Annotated in this window: 13 protein-coding genes and 1 riboswitch; of the genes, 7 read left to right on the top strand and 6 right to left on the bottom strand. The window is 47.0% G+C overall.

From position 1 onward, the window contains the following. Positions 1–96: 96 nt before the first annotated feature. The gene (locus tag RA178_RS18440) at positions 97–1,458 is read left to right on the top strand and encodes an MATE family efflux transporter (RefSeq protein WP_306683241.1); all 1,362 of its coding nucleotides are present in this window, start codon (positions 97–99) and stop codon (positions 1,456–1,458) included. Positions 1,459–1,485: 27 nt separating this feature from the next. Here RA178_RS18440 and RA178_RS18435 read toward each other — a convergent pair whose 3' ends face one another. Further along, positions 1,486–2,091, bottom strand: coding sequence for a DUF4274 domain-containing protein (locus tag RA178_RS18435; RefSeq protein WP_306683240.1), 606 nt, complete (start codon positions 2,089–2,091; stop codon positions 1,486–1,488). Between the two features lie 99 nt (positions 2,092–2,190). Continuing rightward, positions 2,191–2,616 (bottom strand): CBS domain-containing protein, encoded by a 426-nt coding sequence (locus RA178_RS18430; RefSeq protein ID WP_263161466.1) that lies wholly within the window; start codon positions 2,614–2,616, stop codon positions 2,191–2,193. 255 nt (positions 2,617–2,871) lie between these two features. On the opposite strand from RA178_RS18430, the gene RA178_RS18425 reads away from it, so the two are divergent. Both RA178_RS18425 and RA178_RS18420 read left to right on the top strand, forming a co-directional pair. After that, complete coding sequence (locus tag RA178_RS18425; protein WP_263139624.1) at positions 2,872–4,638, top strand: alkaline phosphatase D family protein; 1,767 nt, start codon at positions 2,872–2,874, stop codon at positions 4,636–4,638. Between the two features lie 290 nt (positions 4,639–4,928). Next, entirely contained in the window at positions 4,929–5,495 is a 567-nt protein-coding gene (locus RA178_RS18420; protein ID WP_028759331.1) for a phosphoribosyltransferase, read from the top strand. Between the two features lie 89 nt (positions 5,496–5,584). On the opposite strand, the gene RA178_RS18415 is transcribed toward RA178_RS18420, so the two are convergent. Next, complete coding sequence (locus tag RA178_RS18415; protein WP_306683234.1) at positions 5,585–6,862, bottom strand: glycerophosphodiester phosphodiesterase family protein; 1,278 nt, start codon at positions 6,860–6,862, stop codon at positions 5,585–5,587. Between the two features lie 370 nt (positions 6,863–7,232). On the opposite strand from RA178_RS18415, the gene RA178_RS18410 reads away from it, so the two are divergent. After that, the gene (locus RA178_RS18410; protein ID WP_105250177.1) at positions 7,233–7,535 is read left to right on the top strand and encodes a DUF3622 domain-containing protein; all 303 of its coding nucleotides are present in this window, start codon (positions 7,233–7,235) and stop codon (positions 7,533–7,535) included. 381 nt (positions 7,536–7,916) lie between these two features. Beyond that, positions 7,917–9,101 (top strand): DUF3103 domain-containing protein, encoded by a 1,185-nt coding sequence (locus RA178_RS18405; protein ID WP_306683232.1) that lies wholly within the window; start codon positions 7,917–7,919, stop codon positions 9,099–9,101. Between the two features lie 97 nt (positions 9,102–9,198). Here RA178_RS18405 and azu read toward each other — a convergent pair whose 3' ends face one another. The 3 genes from azu to rihA all read right to left on the bottom strand — a co-directional run bounded on the left by azu (position 9,199) and on the right by rihA (position 11,856). Then, positions 9,199–9,675, bottom strand: coding sequence for an azurin (gene azu / locus RA178_RS18400; RefSeq protein WP_028759449.1), 477 nt, complete (start codon positions 9,673–9,675; stop codon positions 9,199–9,201). Between the two features lie 293 nt (positions 9,676–9,968). Next, positions 9,969–10,880 carry a ribokinase gene (gene rbsK / locus RA178_RS18395; RefSeq protein ID WP_306683229.1) on the bottom strand — a complete coding sequence of 304 codons (912 nt, stop codon included), beginning with the start codon at positions 10,878–10,880 and terminating at the stop codon, positions 9,969–9,971. Between the two features lie 19 nt (positions 10,881–10,899). After that, on the bottom strand, positions 10,900–11,856 hold the full coding sequence (gene rihA, locus RA178_RS18390) for a pyrimidine-specific ribonucleoside hydrolase RihA (protein ID WP_212599711.1): 957 nt from the start codon (positions 11,854–11,856) through the stop codon (positions 10,900–10,902). A 234-nt stretch (positions 11,857–12,090) separates the two neighbouring features. Here rihA and RA178_RS18385 point away from each other — a divergent pair, with 234 nt between their 5' ends. Together RA178_RS18385 and RA178_RS18380 are read left to right on the top strand one after the other, a co-directional pair. Beyond that, the gene (locus tag RA178_RS18385) at positions 12,091–13,533 is read left to right on the top strand and encodes an RCC1 domain-containing protein (protein WP_306683226.1); all 1,443 of its coding nucleotides are present in this window, start codon (positions 12,091–12,093) and stop codon (positions 13,531–13,533) included. 134 nt (positions 13,534–13,667) lie between these two features. Then, a riboswitch (cobalamin riboswitch) is annotated at positions 13,668–13,901 on the top strand. A 109-nt stretch (positions 13,902–14,010) separates the two neighbouring features. Further along, positions 14,011–15,972 (top strand): TonB-dependent receptor, encoded by a 1,962-nt coding sequence (locus RA178_RS18380; protein WP_306683224.1) that lies wholly within the window; start codon positions 14,011–14,013, stop codon positions 15,970–15,972. The last annotated feature ends 254 nt before the right edge of the window (positions 15,973–16,226 follow it).

Genomic DNA, 16,226 nt, shown 5'->3' with positions numbered 1-16,226 from the left:
TCTTGGCTAAAATATAGGTTGCCAAGATGCTGTTTGAGCGACACATTGAGCCAGCGATCACACTCGTTATTCGTTCTCTATTTGCAGGAATCTTTCGTGGCAAAAGCACCCAAAACATTGCAACAGCGCATGGGCATAGTTGCCCTGACGTGGCCGATTTTTATCGAGACCTTGTTGCAATCTCTGCTTGGGATCAGCGATATCTTTATGCTGAGCCATTATTCCGATAATGCGGTTGCCGCGGTGGGACTCACGACTCAACTGATGTTCTTCATGATGGTCATGTCCATGATGGTGAGTACGGGCGCAAGTATTTTGATTAGCCAAAGCAATGGGGCAGGCCAACCGCAGCAGGCTGTCGATATCGGGGTGGCGAGTGTCGTATTGAGTTTGGTATTAGCCTTGGTCATGGGCGCATCTATGTTCTTTGGTGCTAAGGGCATTATCGGCTTATTTGCGCTTGAGCACGATGTGGCTGGTTTTGGATATGACTATTTAGTGATTTGCGGCAGCTTGAGCATAGGGCTAGTGATGAACATTGCCTTCGCCGCTATTTTGCGTAGTTACGGTTTTACCCGCTCGGCCATGTTAGTCACCTCGAGCACGGGCTTAATGAACGTGATCGGTAATTATATTGCCCTGTATTCACCCTTTGGTTTACCTGTTTATGGGGTAACAGGGGTGGCGATATCGACAGTAACCAGCCAGATCATCGGTGCGTGTATCATGCTGATGGTGATCCGGCATAAGCAAATTCCGCTGCCACTGCAACGACTTAAGCTTTTACCGCGCAGCACTTATTGGAGTGTGATGCGTATTGGCCTGCTCAATGCTGGCGAGATGCTGTCTTACAATGTTGCTCAGATGACCATCATCTACTTTATCAGCCAGATGGGTACTTTATCGCTCACGGCCTACACCTATGGCTTGAATATTAGCCGTTTTATCTATTGTTTTGCGGTAGCACTCGGGCAGGCGACGCAAATTCAGACCGGATACTATGTGGGTAAACAATGGTTCGATGAAATCACTACTCGGGTGCAGCGTTACTGTTTGGTGGGCTTTGTGGCTTCACTGACCATAGTATTAGTCTTCTATTGGCAGCGATTCGTTATTGTCGGCTGGTTGAGTGAGAACGAAGAAGTCATCCAACTGACGGCGTTATTACTGGCAGGTTCAATCGCGCTCGAAACGGGGCGGGTGTTTAATCTGGTGATTATTTCGGCCTTAAAAGGCGCGGGTGATGTGGCGTTCCCTGTGCGGGTAGGCCTCTTTAGTATGTGGGGTATTGGGGTATTTTTTGCTTGGTTCTTTGGCTTGCATTTAGGTTATGGCGTGTTGGCTGCTTGGCTTGCCGTCGCGGCAGATGAATGGGTGCGTGGATTGATTATGGTGCAGCGTTGGCGCTCGGGTCGCTGGCAGCGTTTTACGCGTATTCCGCCAGTAACCCCAGCTTAAACTGTTCTGATATCAAAAGGTCAGCACTTATTGGTTGCCCCATTTGCCCGATTTCAGTAGTTCATTTTTAAATTGTAGATACCTTGGGTGCCCTTCATCAGTTTCGATTTCCATAGTGCTATAAGGGGCAAAAATAGTCCCTGGAATTTGGCATCCTCTAGTAAGAACGTCTTCTAATGAGGGCATGAAACATTCTTTAATCGGGTCAAAATGGATTTTATAACTGGCATAGCCGCGCGCAACAAATCTATCGGTTATGGTTTTGAATAGCTGTCCAAAAGGTGTGTCGAGCGTCTCCGGCGTGGAGTAATAAAAGCCTTGTCCGTACCAGTAGAGTAATAAGGCGGTACCTGCATCGCAGAGTGGATGTTCGATAATCGCCCTGACCATGTTTGGGTCATGATCGTCCCAATTCAAGTTCCCCGCGACAAAATGCAATTCCTCCATACTTTGTAAGTCACTGATACAGGTGATTTGCGTCGCCGCTTTGCCAAAGTAGGCGCTGTATTCGTGTAAAGCGTCATAATCGGGATCGGCGAGTAATTTGGCGAGTAGTTGTTGATTGGCAATACAGCCTAATTCTGCGCATTCATAGGCGCGAATAAATTGTTCTTGTGAGAGTAATTTAGCCAAGGGAATCCTTTCTTTTTATAGAAAACACAGTTTATAAAAAAGACAGCGTCAGCCTTTACGTAGTAAAAGGCTGACATAGAAGAAAAGGAGCGTAAAACGTTACGCTTGCTCTTGCAGCAGGGTACGGCACAGCTTAATAAAGTCCGATGAAGTGACGATACCGAGTACCTTTTTATCGACATCGACGACGGGCAGGCAACCAAGTTTGTTCTCGATAAAATATTCAACCACCACAGTTAAGGGCTCGTCGGCGGTGAGATGCTGATAGTCTTTATCCATCACAGTTGTGATCGGCGTGTATCGTTCCTTGCGCTCGAGCGCGCCTTGGCCGTACTTGTTCAACATAGTCATCACGCTGGCGATCATCTTTTTATGGGTGAGTACGCCAACGAGGGTGCCATCAATTTCAGAAATCACGGGTAAGTGGCGTACGCCACGGGTTTGCATCAGATGGTGGGCATCTTTCAAACTGGCGCCATCGCTGATGCAGATGACTTGATCACTCATAATATCGCTGACTTTCATTGTTAAATTCCTTTTCTTGCCATTCTTAGGCGTGCATTTAACACGCTGCGTTAGCCTGCACCGATGTTAGCAGCTTCTCTGTAACCTACGCCAGTCCTGCACAAATAAAGTACGCTATCCAGTATAAGTGTTTGAATTGATAGATATCATAAAAGGCTGACAAAGATGTCACAAATATGTAACAGTGATATCTCACAATCGTGGTCTTATTAGACCTCATACCAGTGAAGCCTTATCTAACAAGGAATAATAATAATGAATCGTACCGTAACTCGTCGTGATTTTTTGGCTATGTCGGCCAAAGGTGTTGGTGTTGCTGTGATCTCTTACGGCTTGATGGGCTGTAGTGATAGTAATGATGATAATTCTGTACCCGCGCAATTTTTACATGGAATTGCCAGTGGCGATCCGGCAGTCGATGCCGTGATCCTCTGGACCCGTGTCACGCCTGAGTCTGAGGGCGATGTAAAAGTGAGTTGGCAAGTGGCAAGCGATGCGGCCTTTAGTCAATTAGTGACCACAGGTGAGACTGTCACTAATGCGAGCCGTGACTACACGGTTAAGATTGATGCCCGCGGTTTACGTGCCGGGCAAACCTACTTTTATCGCTTTATGACGGGTGATAAAACCTCAGTTGTGGGTAAAACCCGCACTCTGCCTGAGGGTGACGTTAGCTCAGTCAAATTAGCCGTGATGTCCTGTGCTAACTTTCCTGCCGGTTATTTTAACGTCTATGAGTTAGCGGCGGCGCAGGATGATTTAGATGCTGTGGTGCATTTAGGCGATTACATCTATGAATATGCCCGCGGTGGTTATGCCAGTGAGCATGCTGCCGAATTGGGGCGTGAAGTGTTACCCGCCAATGAGTTGCTGACGTTGAGTGATTACCGCACTCGCCATGGTCAGTACCATACCGATGCGAGTCTGCAAAAGTTACACGCGAAAGTGCCTTTTATTACAGTGTGGGATGATCATGAAGTGGCCAATGATACTTGGCGTGATAGTGCCGAGAATCACAACGAAGGCGAAGGGGATTTTGCCGTTCGTAAAGAAGCGGCACTACAAGCTTATTTCGAGTGGTTGCCGATTCGCCCATGGCGTGAAGGGAACCATGAAGAGATTTACCGCAGCTTCAGTTACGGCAATCTCGTCGATCTGCATATGCTGGATACTCGCGTATTAGCCCGTGATAAACAGCTCGATTATGCCGATTATATGGATCCTACCACAGGCTCGTTTGCTGGAGAGCGTTTCCTTGCCGATGTCACTTCGACCACTCGCACTATGCTGGGGCTGACGCAATTATTATGGCTACAGGGCACATTGCTACAGTCGACAGGCAAGTGGCAGGTACTGGGACAGCAGGTATTAATGGGTAAGATGTCATTGCCGGCGGCGATTGCCACTCAGCAGATGAGCATTCCCCAATTTGCCATGTTAGGGGCTTTAGCTAAGTTAGCGGCCCGTGCGGCGGCAAATGATCCCACGCTGACTGCCCAAGAGCTGCAATATCTTCAAGCCAATCAAGCTTTACTCACGCCAGAAGTTATCGCACTGCTGCAATTACCTGCAATCCCGTACAACTTAGATGCTTGGGATGGTTATGCCTATGAGCGTGAAGTGATTTTAGGTACGGCTAAATCGAAAAATCTCAATCTAGTTGTGATCGCGGGTGACACCCATAATGCATGGGCAAACGAGCTTAAAGACGTGAATGGCGATACCGTTGGGGTGGAGTTTGCGACCAGCTCAGTATCATCGCCAGGCCTTGAATATTATTTGAATCTCCCTGCGGAACAGATCCCCGCGACCGAGGCGGCAATCGTCGAGTTAGTGCCAGATCTTAAGTACGCTAACTTAAAAGACCGAGGCTTTATGACGCTCACCTTTACCGCTGATGAGGTGCGCAGCGACTGGCATTATGTGGATACCATTTTGTCGAAGGATTTCCAAGTTGCAACGGCCCGTGGTTATAGTGCTAAGACAAAAGTAGGCGAGCATGTGATTACGCCTATCGTTTAATGCGGTATTGTTCGCTTGTTTATCGGCCACCTTAGGGTGGCCTTTTTGTTGCTTTTGGCTTTAAAAGGCAAAATAAATGTCTGTTGTCACGCAAGTTCTTACTATTACTGCAGCACATCGCATTTTTTTGGTATAAAATTCGCTCCCAAAATTCGGCGGCTGCCTACACTTGCTAAGGCAAAGCTGTTCTAGTGTTTTGGGAACCTTTACCCGCCGAACAGACCTTACAGGGGTCATAAGCTTTTGCTTTAACGACCTAAGAATAAAATCAATGTGATGGGGACTGTGTCATGTCAGAAAAGTATTTTGTTACCGCGCAGCAATTGCTGGAAGATTCATTTTTATTAGCTTCGCAAGTGTATGAGAGTGGCTTTCGTCCGCAATTTATCGTGGGTATTTGGCGTGGCGGTGCTCCAATCGGGATCGCGGTACAGGAATTTTTCGACTTTAAACAAGTTGAAACCGATCACATTGCCGTGCGTACTTCTTCCTATTATGGGATTGGCACCGACAAACAAAGCAAAGAAATCAAAGTTCATGGCCTGCATTACATCGTTGAAAATGCGAACGCGAGTGACGGTTTGTTGATTGTGGATGACGTGTTTGACTCTGGCCGTAGTATTCATGCATTAAAAGAAAAACTCAGCCAACTGATGCGCCTAAATATGCCAACCGATATCCGTATCGCTTGCCCTTATTACAAGCCAAAAAATACCGCAGTGCCTTTAAAACCCGACTATTACATTCATGCCTCTGAAGACTGGTTAGTTTTCCCGCACGAAGTCACAGGTTTAACGCCTGAAGAAATTGCCGAAGGTAAGGGCGATTTAAAGAATATCCAGCACCTGTTTAAATAGCTCGCGGCGAGATATAGATTATTTTCGCAATAAAAAAAATGCGTTAACGATGAATCGTTAACGCATTTTTTGTTTTCTATATCGATGACTTATAAATCCATACAGTTAGCATAGTAAGTCACAGTAGCGGGCCAGTCGGAGAACACTCCAATCACGCCGACATCTTTCGCAAGTACATCAAGTAATTCAAAGGTATCGCCTTCGTTATCTATCGCTTCGGTAATGCTTTGATAGTAAAAGCCGCCGCCATTTTTTAATAAACCAGATCGCTCCAGCGACCAAGTGATGATCTTAAGCCCAGCGCCTTTAGCGGCCTTAGCGTATTCCGAAGGAATGATTTTCTTATCCGCATCTAAGGCGACTAATACCCAGAGTGGCGGCGCAATAATTTCGACGCCTTGGGTCTTTAAATCCGCCATTGATGGTGACCAAGTGGCAGAGTTCTGCGGATCAAAGGCGCTGTTATAATCGTATCTGTCATCGAGAAACACGGCTTGCTTCGCAAATTCAGGTGCGTTGGCGACCCAGTATTTGATGTCATCCAAAATAAATGACTGGGGGAATACTTGCGAAACATCGACGCCCGCCGCCGTGTATTCATCTAACATTTTTTGCGCGTAATCCTGCTGAGTAAAGCCATCGAAGGGCATAGATACGCTCGCCGCTTTTAGCTCAGGCGTCATCTTCACACCGGCTTTTTTAAACATTTCAATACTTTCAGCGTGGGTCATCAAGGTGCCATTGCCAGCGTAGAGATCGGTGCGCCAACTTGGGGTGCCATTGATGAATTCGGCCGCAGTGGTCGCTTTCGGATTGCTGCCTTCCATCTTACCCTTGAGAGTTTTAAATTCGGCGAGGGTGATATCGCTAGTGCAACAGGTTGCCGATGCGCTGACGCCATTGGCGGCATCAGCAGGAGTGAATGGGCTCGAACATTTATTGGCAAGTTCGGGTATGGCTAAAATGTTGGTCGTGCTGGCAAGATCGCACTGTGAGTGGCGGCAAACTAAAGCTTTATCGGCGGTGAAGGTGACATCACACTCGACTATGCCTGCGCCCGAATCGATAGCCGCTTGGTAGGATTCCTTTGTATGCTCAGGGAATTTCATTGGCGCGCCACGGTGACCTATGGAAAATTCGCTGCGATAAAAACTATCAGTGGTGCATTGTTCTAAGCGGGTTTTAAGTGTGCTGTCTTGCATTTGACGTACGAGGAATAAGGGTCTTTCTCCCACTTGAGCAGGAACGGATTTGCTGGTGGGTGGCGTGACTGCGGCGTTATCATCGTCATTATTGCAACCGGCTAATAAAGCGCTCGTGGCAATTAACAGGCCGAGTGAGAGCAACGAAATAGGGTGTAGTTTCATCAGATTTACCTATGAGTAATGATGTAAATTATTAATATTAATCAGAAACTCTAAAGTGTTAATGTGACTGAAAAAGCCTATTTGTATGACATAAACAAGAATATATACCGTTTGCACGACGATTATCTAAGGCACGCTAGCTTGCGATAAACTGCCTTCGACAGAGGACGGTCGGGATATATGCACAGTGTTGCTTTAGATGTGAGCATTGACTCCACTGAGCGAGTCGATGAAACTGGCATGAATATTTTCATCTGGGCGATCTTTCTGGGCCGAAATCAAGTACACTGCGCTCCTTTTGTTTTATGATGAGCGTTTGGTTCGCTTGATAAGACAAACGTGACAAGCATCATTTAGGAAATAGAGCAGAATGAGCAAGGGCAAAAAATACGATTTTCGCGTGACACAGGGCGACAACGGTTGGAAAACTGAAATCACTCGTCGCATGACATCAACTAAAACAGTTGTGTCTAAGAGCCACGATGGCTTTGCGACTGAAGCCGAAGCGCAAGCGTGGGGCTTAACTGAATTACAAGTGTTTTTAGGCACGTTAACTGAGCGCAATAAACGTCGCTCAGAGAAACAAGCTAAAGCAAAATTAGCCGCAGCATTAGCGGCTGAAGCGGCGACTGATGCCGAAGATCTTGATGAAGATGATTTCGACGAAGAGTAACACTCATTCGTTTAACCTTGTCTTATCAAGCAAGTGTGATCGTAAGGGAGCGTTCAAAGCGTTCTGAAAACATCACTCTGGCGATGAACAGCAAAAGGCAGATCTTAAGATCTGCCTTTTGTGTTTTTGTCGCTCGCGAAACTGTGCATATCAATTCATTTCATCCTATTTCCTCGTTTATCTTCATACACACTGTTCGGCTGGACTGATCTACTAATGCTGTCATTAGCTTGTTTTTATCGCATTTAGCCGGGATTACGTACCCTATACCATTAATAATTAACGATAACTATTATCATTTGATTTACTTAGATGCTGCTCTGTGCTCATATGTAAGGAATTCGAACGCACGTTTAACTTTATCAAGGTAAGGGAACTCCTATGAAACTACTTCAATCCAGTTTATTGCTGTGTTTGTCAGCTTCGGCAACCCTGAGTTATGGCCAAGCCTTAGATGGAGATGCGTTACGCTTACTACAAGCGTCGCTAAAGGATTCGACTTTGGATGCACAAGCGCAGTTAACCAATACTAAACGGGCATTGGCGTTAGATTTAAGCCATCAATATGCGCAGCTTGCGCCTATCTTACAGACTGAAATAAACCAGTATCAGTTGGCAGTGAATGCCGATGACATTCTGTCTCAGCATAGGCTCAATGATAATGTGATCACCAAAGCCGATGCATCAATTCGCCGAGTGAAGGGCTTAAGTGCCCAAGCGGATTCTCTGGTGCAAGTGCGTCTGGCGGATGAAACCATGTTAACCCCATGGCAGCAAGGTGAGTCTCCTCTATTTGCCTATGAGCCCGATGGTGACGAGCGTCAGTGGGATTATATTGAAGCCTTTGATATTCATGGACAAGTGCATCAATTAGACGTGTATAACTTGCCGCAGCAACCAGTGTTTGTGGTCGGTATCGATAGCAAAAAAGCCTTTGTGGCTGGCTTAGAGGTGATGCGGGCGACATTTGCCGAGGCGCAGTCAGCGAAAAAAGAGGGCGCGCTACTGAGCCGTGCGCAAACACAGGCGGTGGCAGATAAGCCGATTTCAACCACAGTGATCAAACAAATATCCTTGAAGGATGACCATGAGCCGTGGATTTCTGGTCGTGCCGAAATTTACGGCATAGTGACTGGGGTTGATCCAAGCAGTGAAGAGCCTGTGCTCGATATCGTCGAAATGCCCTATTTAGATTATGCGGATACGACCTATTATCCGAATCAAATCATCATACATTGGGAGCGTTATCGTTGGGCGGCTGCGGACATGATCTTAATGGAGCATGACGATGGTACTAACTATAAAGTGTTGGCCACTAAGCTGTTGGAAGCGGCGGAGCAGATCTTAAAGTCGATCCCCGATCCTGAAGCTCAGGGTTATGCGCTGATCCCGCAAATCACCAATGGTATTTTAAGTGTGATGCCGGATGCTTGGTTCACCAATGACGATGACTTTGTCGACGTGTATTACACCTTACAGGAAGGGGTTGAATATCCTAACTTGAACGGAGCTAACGGCAATGCGATGACGAGCTTTGCGCCATTAGTCATCCAACCAAGACCATGATGGATTAGTGCGGCTAAATGCAATGGCTGAAATGTAAAAGCGGATCCTAAGATCCGCTTTTTTATTGACTAACTTAAGGTGAGGCTAGGCCATTCCTTTAAGCTTTTAACTTGAAACTGCCTTGCATAATCGCCCAGTGACCTGGGAAGCTGCAGAAGAATTGGTAGGCTTCGGTAGCGCTCATACCGGCAGTGCTAAAGGTGATCGACGTTGATTCGCCACCGCCCACTAAATCTGTGTGTGCGATAACGCGCGTATCACCGGCTTTGACATAGGCTGCATCAGGACCGGCGCTCATACCTTCGGTCGCTACGGCTGACATATCGGCAGCCTTAGTTAATACCCAGTTATGGCCCATTGCTGCTTTTGGCAAGGTGCCTGAGTGGGTTAAGGTTAAGGTCACTTCTTTACAGCTTGCAGGTACAGACAGCTCTTTAGTGTCAAATTGCATTGCATCAGTGGCGGCAATTTTCAGTTCACATTCGTTGGCACTCGCTTGGCTAGCGAATAATAATCCTAGGCCGATTAGGCTAGTGCTGGTCACGTTACGTAAAGCTGTGCTTTTTGCTTTCATCTGGTACTTCCTTATTTGAACAAGGGTAGCCGAGCCGTTTTGACTCGGACATGCACCTGCCAGCATAAGCAATCTTCATTAAATGGGAATGAAATCAGCGTGTAAATTATGTATATGCAACTTTCGGTTGAAAGCTAGCATCGTTATTGGCGGCAAAATTGTTAGTGGTAAACATAGGTGAGTACTTAGTTGGAGTGAACTAAGTACTCAGAAGTTATTATTTATGTGTTTGGTTTATAAATGATAATTTATTGATTCTAACGCAGGGCGTCTAATTCAGAACGTCTTACGTTTTAGTACGAAAGCTCCTGTCGATAGGGAATCGCACGTTGCGCACCAGGGCGAGTGACAGTAATGGCACTGGCTGCATTGGCAAATCCCACCGCGGCAGCAATTGACATGCCCTCGCTTAAGCCCACAACTAAGGCGCCATTGAAGGTATCTCCTGCGGCGACTGTGTCTATGGCCTGCACTTCAAACGCAGGTATTAGCCCATTAAAACCTGGGCTGCTGATAAATGCGCCACGGCTACCTAAGGTAATGACCACAATCTTTACTCCCTGCTGGTGGAGAAGTTGCGCTGCCATGTGTGCATCATCAATATGGTTGATCTCAACTCCCGTTAAGGCTTCTGCTTCGGTTTCATTGGGGGTAATAATATCTACCCACTTGAGTACATCTTGGCCAAGTGCCGTCGCTGGAGCAGGATTTAGTACAGTCGTCACGCCAAGATTCTTGGCTATTTGCAGCGCCTTTGCCACTGTGGCAGCGGGCGTTTCCAATTGTGTTAACAAGTACTCCGCATTAGCAAACAGAGTGTAATGAGCTTCTAAGTCATCGGGTGAAAGGCTGGCGTTGGCACCTGCGGCAACGCCAATCGTATTCTCACCGTTATCACCGATAAAAATCATGGCAGTGCCTGTACTCAGTCCGGCTATTTGGCGGATCCCTTCCGCACTGATGCCATCTTTCATCCAGCTTTGACGCATATCATCGCCGATACTGTCTTGGCCGAGATGGCAGATAAAATCAGTGCGTGAACCTGATTTGGCTAAGCGCGCGCAGGCGACGGCTTGATTGGCCCCTTTACCGCCCTGTTCGAGGCGATAATCTCGGCTCATTAAGGTTTGCCCTGCAGCGGGCAGGTACTCAAATTTCATCACATGATCGGCATTTGCACTGCCGATAACGAGTATCTGGCTCATAGAAGACTCACTGTCATTTTTATCTGCGATTGAGATAAGTTGCATCATAGACGCGTAAACTGTCTACCAGTAAATCGACAAAGCCTTGCCTATCGATCCCAAACAGCACAGTCGCATTGGCGGCTTTACCTGTTAGCTGATAGCGATCGACCACTGTCATGCCTAAGGTCAACTCACTTTGGGTTTCAATACTTACCCAGCAATCTTGCGCCTCAAATAGTTCAGGTTTAAGCAACCAAGCGATAGTGCAGGGGTCGTGCAATGGCGCACCAATAAAGCCCCATTTAGGATCTCTGTGGTAAATCATAAAGAAATCCAATAATTCGGCGACGCACTGAGCAATTGGATTTTGAATCGCGCGAATGCGTTCTATGTCTTCATCCATGATTTGTGCCTGATGAGTCACATCGAGCCCACACATAGTGATGGGAATACCGGATTTAAAGACAATATCGGCGGCTTCGGGGTCGACAAAAATATTAAACTCGGCGGCTGGGGTCCAATTACCGACACCGGCTGCACCGCCCATTAGCACTATGCGTTCGATCTTGGCGTGTAATTCGCTATGACTCGCCAGTAAAAGGGCGATGTTAGTCAGCGGCCCTGTGGGAATTAAGGTTACTGGCTGATGACTTTGGCGAATTTGCTGCGCCATTAATTCAACTGCGGTAATGGCTTGAGGACTAAAACTTGGATTAGGCAATGCAGGGCCGTCGAGTCCGGTTTCACCATGGACATTGTCGGCAATGATTAATTCGCGGGCTAATGGCTTGGCGGCGCCGCCAGCGACAGGAATATCACTGCGATTTAATAAGGTTAAGATCCGCAGGGCATTATTGAGCGTTTTATCCGGCGTTTGGTTGCCGGCACTAGTGGTGACGGCCAGTGGAACCAGCTCTGGATGGGCGAGAGCTAAAATGAGCGCAATGGCGTCGTCATGGCCGGGATCGCAATCCAGAATAATAGGGCGAGTCATACTGTTACTCCTTTAAACAGCGGTGATGGGGGCTTAGAATAGCATGCCATCAGTTAGGCGCTAGCCTGTGTAGGGGACTTGCAGAGTAAACTGTGAGCATTTTCGTCTTTTTATCAACAAGCTGCTAGAATTCTGCCCATTTTTGACATTAGGCGATGTTAGGTCAATCCATTCTCGCTCTGTCCGCTGCACAACATTGAATGACATCTCCAAGCAAATATAAGGAAATAAGTAATGCTCACTCATCGAATCACTTGGCCTAAGGTTTTACTCGTGGGCATGGTTGCCATGCAGATCTCTGGCTGTAGCGATCCTCAACCTATGGCCGTTGTGGAAAGTAATAACGAGTCATTGCTACAGTTTGATAACGGTAAACTCATCCAATTTAAGGAAAATCCGAGTCCACAGTATCGCCATATTCCTTGTGATTTACCCGCAGTCGAGACTGTGGTCACCAACAGTTCGGCCTTTGCGGCGTTAACAAAATCCGGTGAGGTGATCACTTGGGGTGACAGTTATGCTGGCGGTGATAGCCGCGAGGTGACGGAGCAGCTTAAGCGAGTTAAGCAAATCGTCCCAGTTAAGGACGGGTTTGCCGCGCTACGTCAAGATGGCACTGTGGTGTACTGGGGCAATGCGGGGAAATATAGCCTCGACAAAGCCCTACAAAACCGCATGACCAATATTACCAAGTTGTTCGCCAATCAAGAGGCCATTGCCGCCCTTGATGCCAATGGCAAGGTGCATACTTGGGGTTATGGCCCCTACGGCGGCAATAGCTTACATGTGCAGGATCAATTAGTTGATGTTGTCGATATCTTTGCCAGAGGACGCAGTTTTGTCGCCCTCAAAAAAGAAGGTAGCGCGGTGATTTGGGGGCAGGTTGAAGAGTCGACCAACATGAAAAAGTTACTCCCGCAGCTTACGGATGTGGCGAAGATCGAATATTTTCAACACACCTATGCCGCCTTGAAAAAGGACGGCACTGTGGTGAGTTGGGGTTGGCGCAGTGATGCTTACTCGATCCGCAGCGCCTTAAAGGATGTGGCGAGTATGACGGCAAACAATTGTGCCTTTGCGATTTTAAGTCCTACGGGGGATGCGCATTTTTGGGGCGATGGGATTAACTGTGGTGTCGATTGGATTAAAAAAACCGATATCACAGGGGTAAAAGAGATTATTAGCATTGGCTCAGGCTTTTTATTACTGCGGGATAAGGCCGTGCCGCAAATAGTGGCCGACGATACTGATTACGCTCATATGTTTGGGTTTCACTATGCCCAAGAGATTCTTGATAAATATTGGCAGGAAGGCAGCATCATTACCCAAGGGCCTGCCTCCTTTCTGTTTACGCGTCCCGATGGCAAAGTGGTGCCTGTTGGTTATCGCGCCAACCGTGAAAATGTGGAGAAGTTGATTGCACGTATTCCGCGCCTTACTTGGTTAGATGGCGCAAATGACGGTTATGTTGGCATCAGCGAAAAGGGGGAGATGGTCTCTTGGTCGATGAATTTGCCAATGTTTGACAAGTCGCCGGTACAACCTGCTGACTCGTTAGTGATTAAACCGCTGGATTTTACCCCCGTTGCCCAATGCGAAACCCCTGTACAGCGTCAGGCGATTTTGAGCAAAGACAGACCAAAACCTGCGGCAAAAAACTGGGATGGCGTTTTCTAGCTCATGTGAGTTTTCTCGCTAATCTGAGATTGATGGACTTTCATCCGTATAGACGTCTATAATGCGCGCGCTCAGGTCTGATATGCTCTGAGCCTTGTTGGGCGTTAACAGGTTGTACGCCCTTTGAACCTAATTTTGAGTCAACCTTCTGTGGTGCTTGCGATGATAGCGTCGTGAGATAATCGGGAAGCCAGTGAAATTCTGGCACTGCCCCCGCAACGGTAAAAGGTGAGAGAGGACCGCGTTTGATTGGTGTGTTCAAGACAGAACCCGAAAGTCAGAATGTGAAAGGTTAGTCTCGCGTTAATCCAACTTTAATGGATTAACATAGCCTAAGTCCGGAGACCGGCCCTAAAGGTGTTTTTGAGATTTCGGTGGGCAGATCTCAAAATGCGATAATCACCGTCAGTATTTACGACTGAATTAACGGTATCGTGGCGTCAATGCCCCGTTTTCCTTGCAGGAGTTAAAGGTAAAATGGGAACAAATCCAACAAAAATCGCGCTGCTGATCGGCAGCCTATGCAGTTTTTCAATTATCGCGCCCGCTGTGGCGGCTGACGATACCAGCACAGCTAAAGTCGACGAGCATCTTGTCGTGATCGGCCGCTCTGATAAGACCCCCTTAAATATTGCCGCCAATGTGAATGTGATTGATGCCGCGGCTATTGAAATGAGTGGCGCAACTAATTTGACCGACGTCTTACGCGGTCAAAGCGGTATTCAAATTTCGGATAACAATATTGGAACTAGCTTTGCTATACGTGGTTTTAGCGCCAGCACAGCCGTTAATAACACGCTGATTTTACTTGATGGTCGTCGTCTCAATAATATCGATATCGCCGCACCTAGCCTTAATGCCATTCCGCTTAATCAAGTGGATCGTATTGAAATTTTATCGGGTAGTGCAGGTGTACTTTATGGCGATCAAGCCGTGGGCGGGGTGATTAATATTGTCACTAAGTCCCCTGAAAATACTGGCGGCAGCGTGCAGTTATCTGGCGGTAGCTTTGATACCTATGAAGGTCGTGGTGATGTTTCTGGCGCGATCAACAAAGATTGGCGTTACTTTTTCACCGGTAGTTACAACCAAGGTGACAACTATCGCCAGCATAATGCCAACGAAACCGGCTCTATTCTTGGCCGCATTCAATATAAAACAGCCACAGACTCGTTCTTTGTTGAAACCAGCTACTACGATAACGATCGTGAAAATCCGGGCTCGCTTACTGAAAAGCAATTTAAAGACGATCCCCGTGCTTCATCAAATAAGGTAGAGTATGCCCACGAGATGACCACTGCGGCGCGAACGGGTTACCAGCATCAGCTTAATCAAAACTGGGCGCTGGCGGCGGATTTAGATTATAGCGATACCTTAGTGTCTTCTCTTAATTGGGGGGCGAACAGCCATAACACACGCTCACTGTTAATGTTTAGCCCTAAAGCGTTAGCGAATTACAGTACGCGTCAAGGCGAGTTAAACCTAGTCACAGGTTTAGACATCAGCCGTGGCAAGGCTGATTTTGACACTATGGCGCGCAGTAATGTGCAGCAAATGCAAAGCGCCTATCTACAAGCTACAGTGCCTTTAAGTCATACTTTAAGTTACGTTGTGGGTGGACGATATGCGCGGGTGACCGATGAGTTAGTCGATGGCAATGTCTATCCTAATGGCATGGATTTAGACGAAAATGCCCACGCATTCGAACTGGGTTTAAATTACCGCCCAACTGCGGAGCACAGACTCTACGTGCGCGCCGATGATAACTTCCGTTTTGCCAAAGTGGATGAGCAAGCTTATACATCGCCGGGCGTATTTGGCTTAAAGCCGCAAACTGGCCGTTCCTATGAGGCGGGTTGGGATTGGGCTGTCGCTAGTCAAACCCTACGAGTCAGCCTATATCGTCTCGATTTAGAGGATGAAATTGTTTATGACTCGAGTGCAGTTAAACCCATAGGTGGAAATTTCGACGGTGCAAACGTCAATGCCGACGCTTCTCGTCGTTATGGCGCGGGTGCCGATTGGGATTGGCAGATCACTAAAGCGCTGCAGTTAGGGCTGGAATATAACTATACCGACGCCGAATTTACCGATGGTGCTAACGATGGCAAAGAGCTGTCTTGGGTGGCAAAACACACGGGACGCGGTTATGTCAGTATGGATTTTGCTGAGCATTTCCAAGTATTTGCCGAAGCTATCTACACGGGGGATCGTTTTATCGAAGGCGATAACGCTAATCAAGGTGATAAGCTAGCAAGTTACGTGCTTGGTAATTTAGCCTTGAATTATAATCGTGATGCTTGGCTTGCTAGTTTGCGTATCGATAACCTATTTGATAAAGACTATGTTAGCGCAGGCTATTATGGTGGTGGAACATATAATGGTTATTATTCAGGCCGAGGCCGTGATATTCGTTTCACTGTGGGCTACCGCTTCTAAATATTAATGAGCTATCCAATAACAAAGCCAGACTCAGTCTGGCTTTTTATTTTTTACGCTGAGTTCAAAGAATAAATCTTAAAATAGGTATAGTCTTGAATATCGTTTTAGTAGAGTGGTTTAATTGTCGTTATCTATAGTGTTAGCGGGCAGTCATTACTAAATAGGAGTAATTTATATTTTACTCTGCTGTTTATGGCTGAAATTCTTAGTATTTTAGGTATGATGTGAGCTGTAACCGAATCATCTTATTG

The organism is Shewanella oncorhynchi (assembly GCF_030848765.1).
In the GTDB taxonomy this organism is placed as follows: domain Bacteria; phylum Pseudomonadota; class Gammaproteobacteria; order Enterobacterales; family Shewanellaceae; genus Shewanella; species Shewanella oncorhynchi.
The sequence above is the reverse complement of the archived record's forward strand: the minus strand, read 5'-3'. Positions and strand labels throughout refer to the sequence as shown.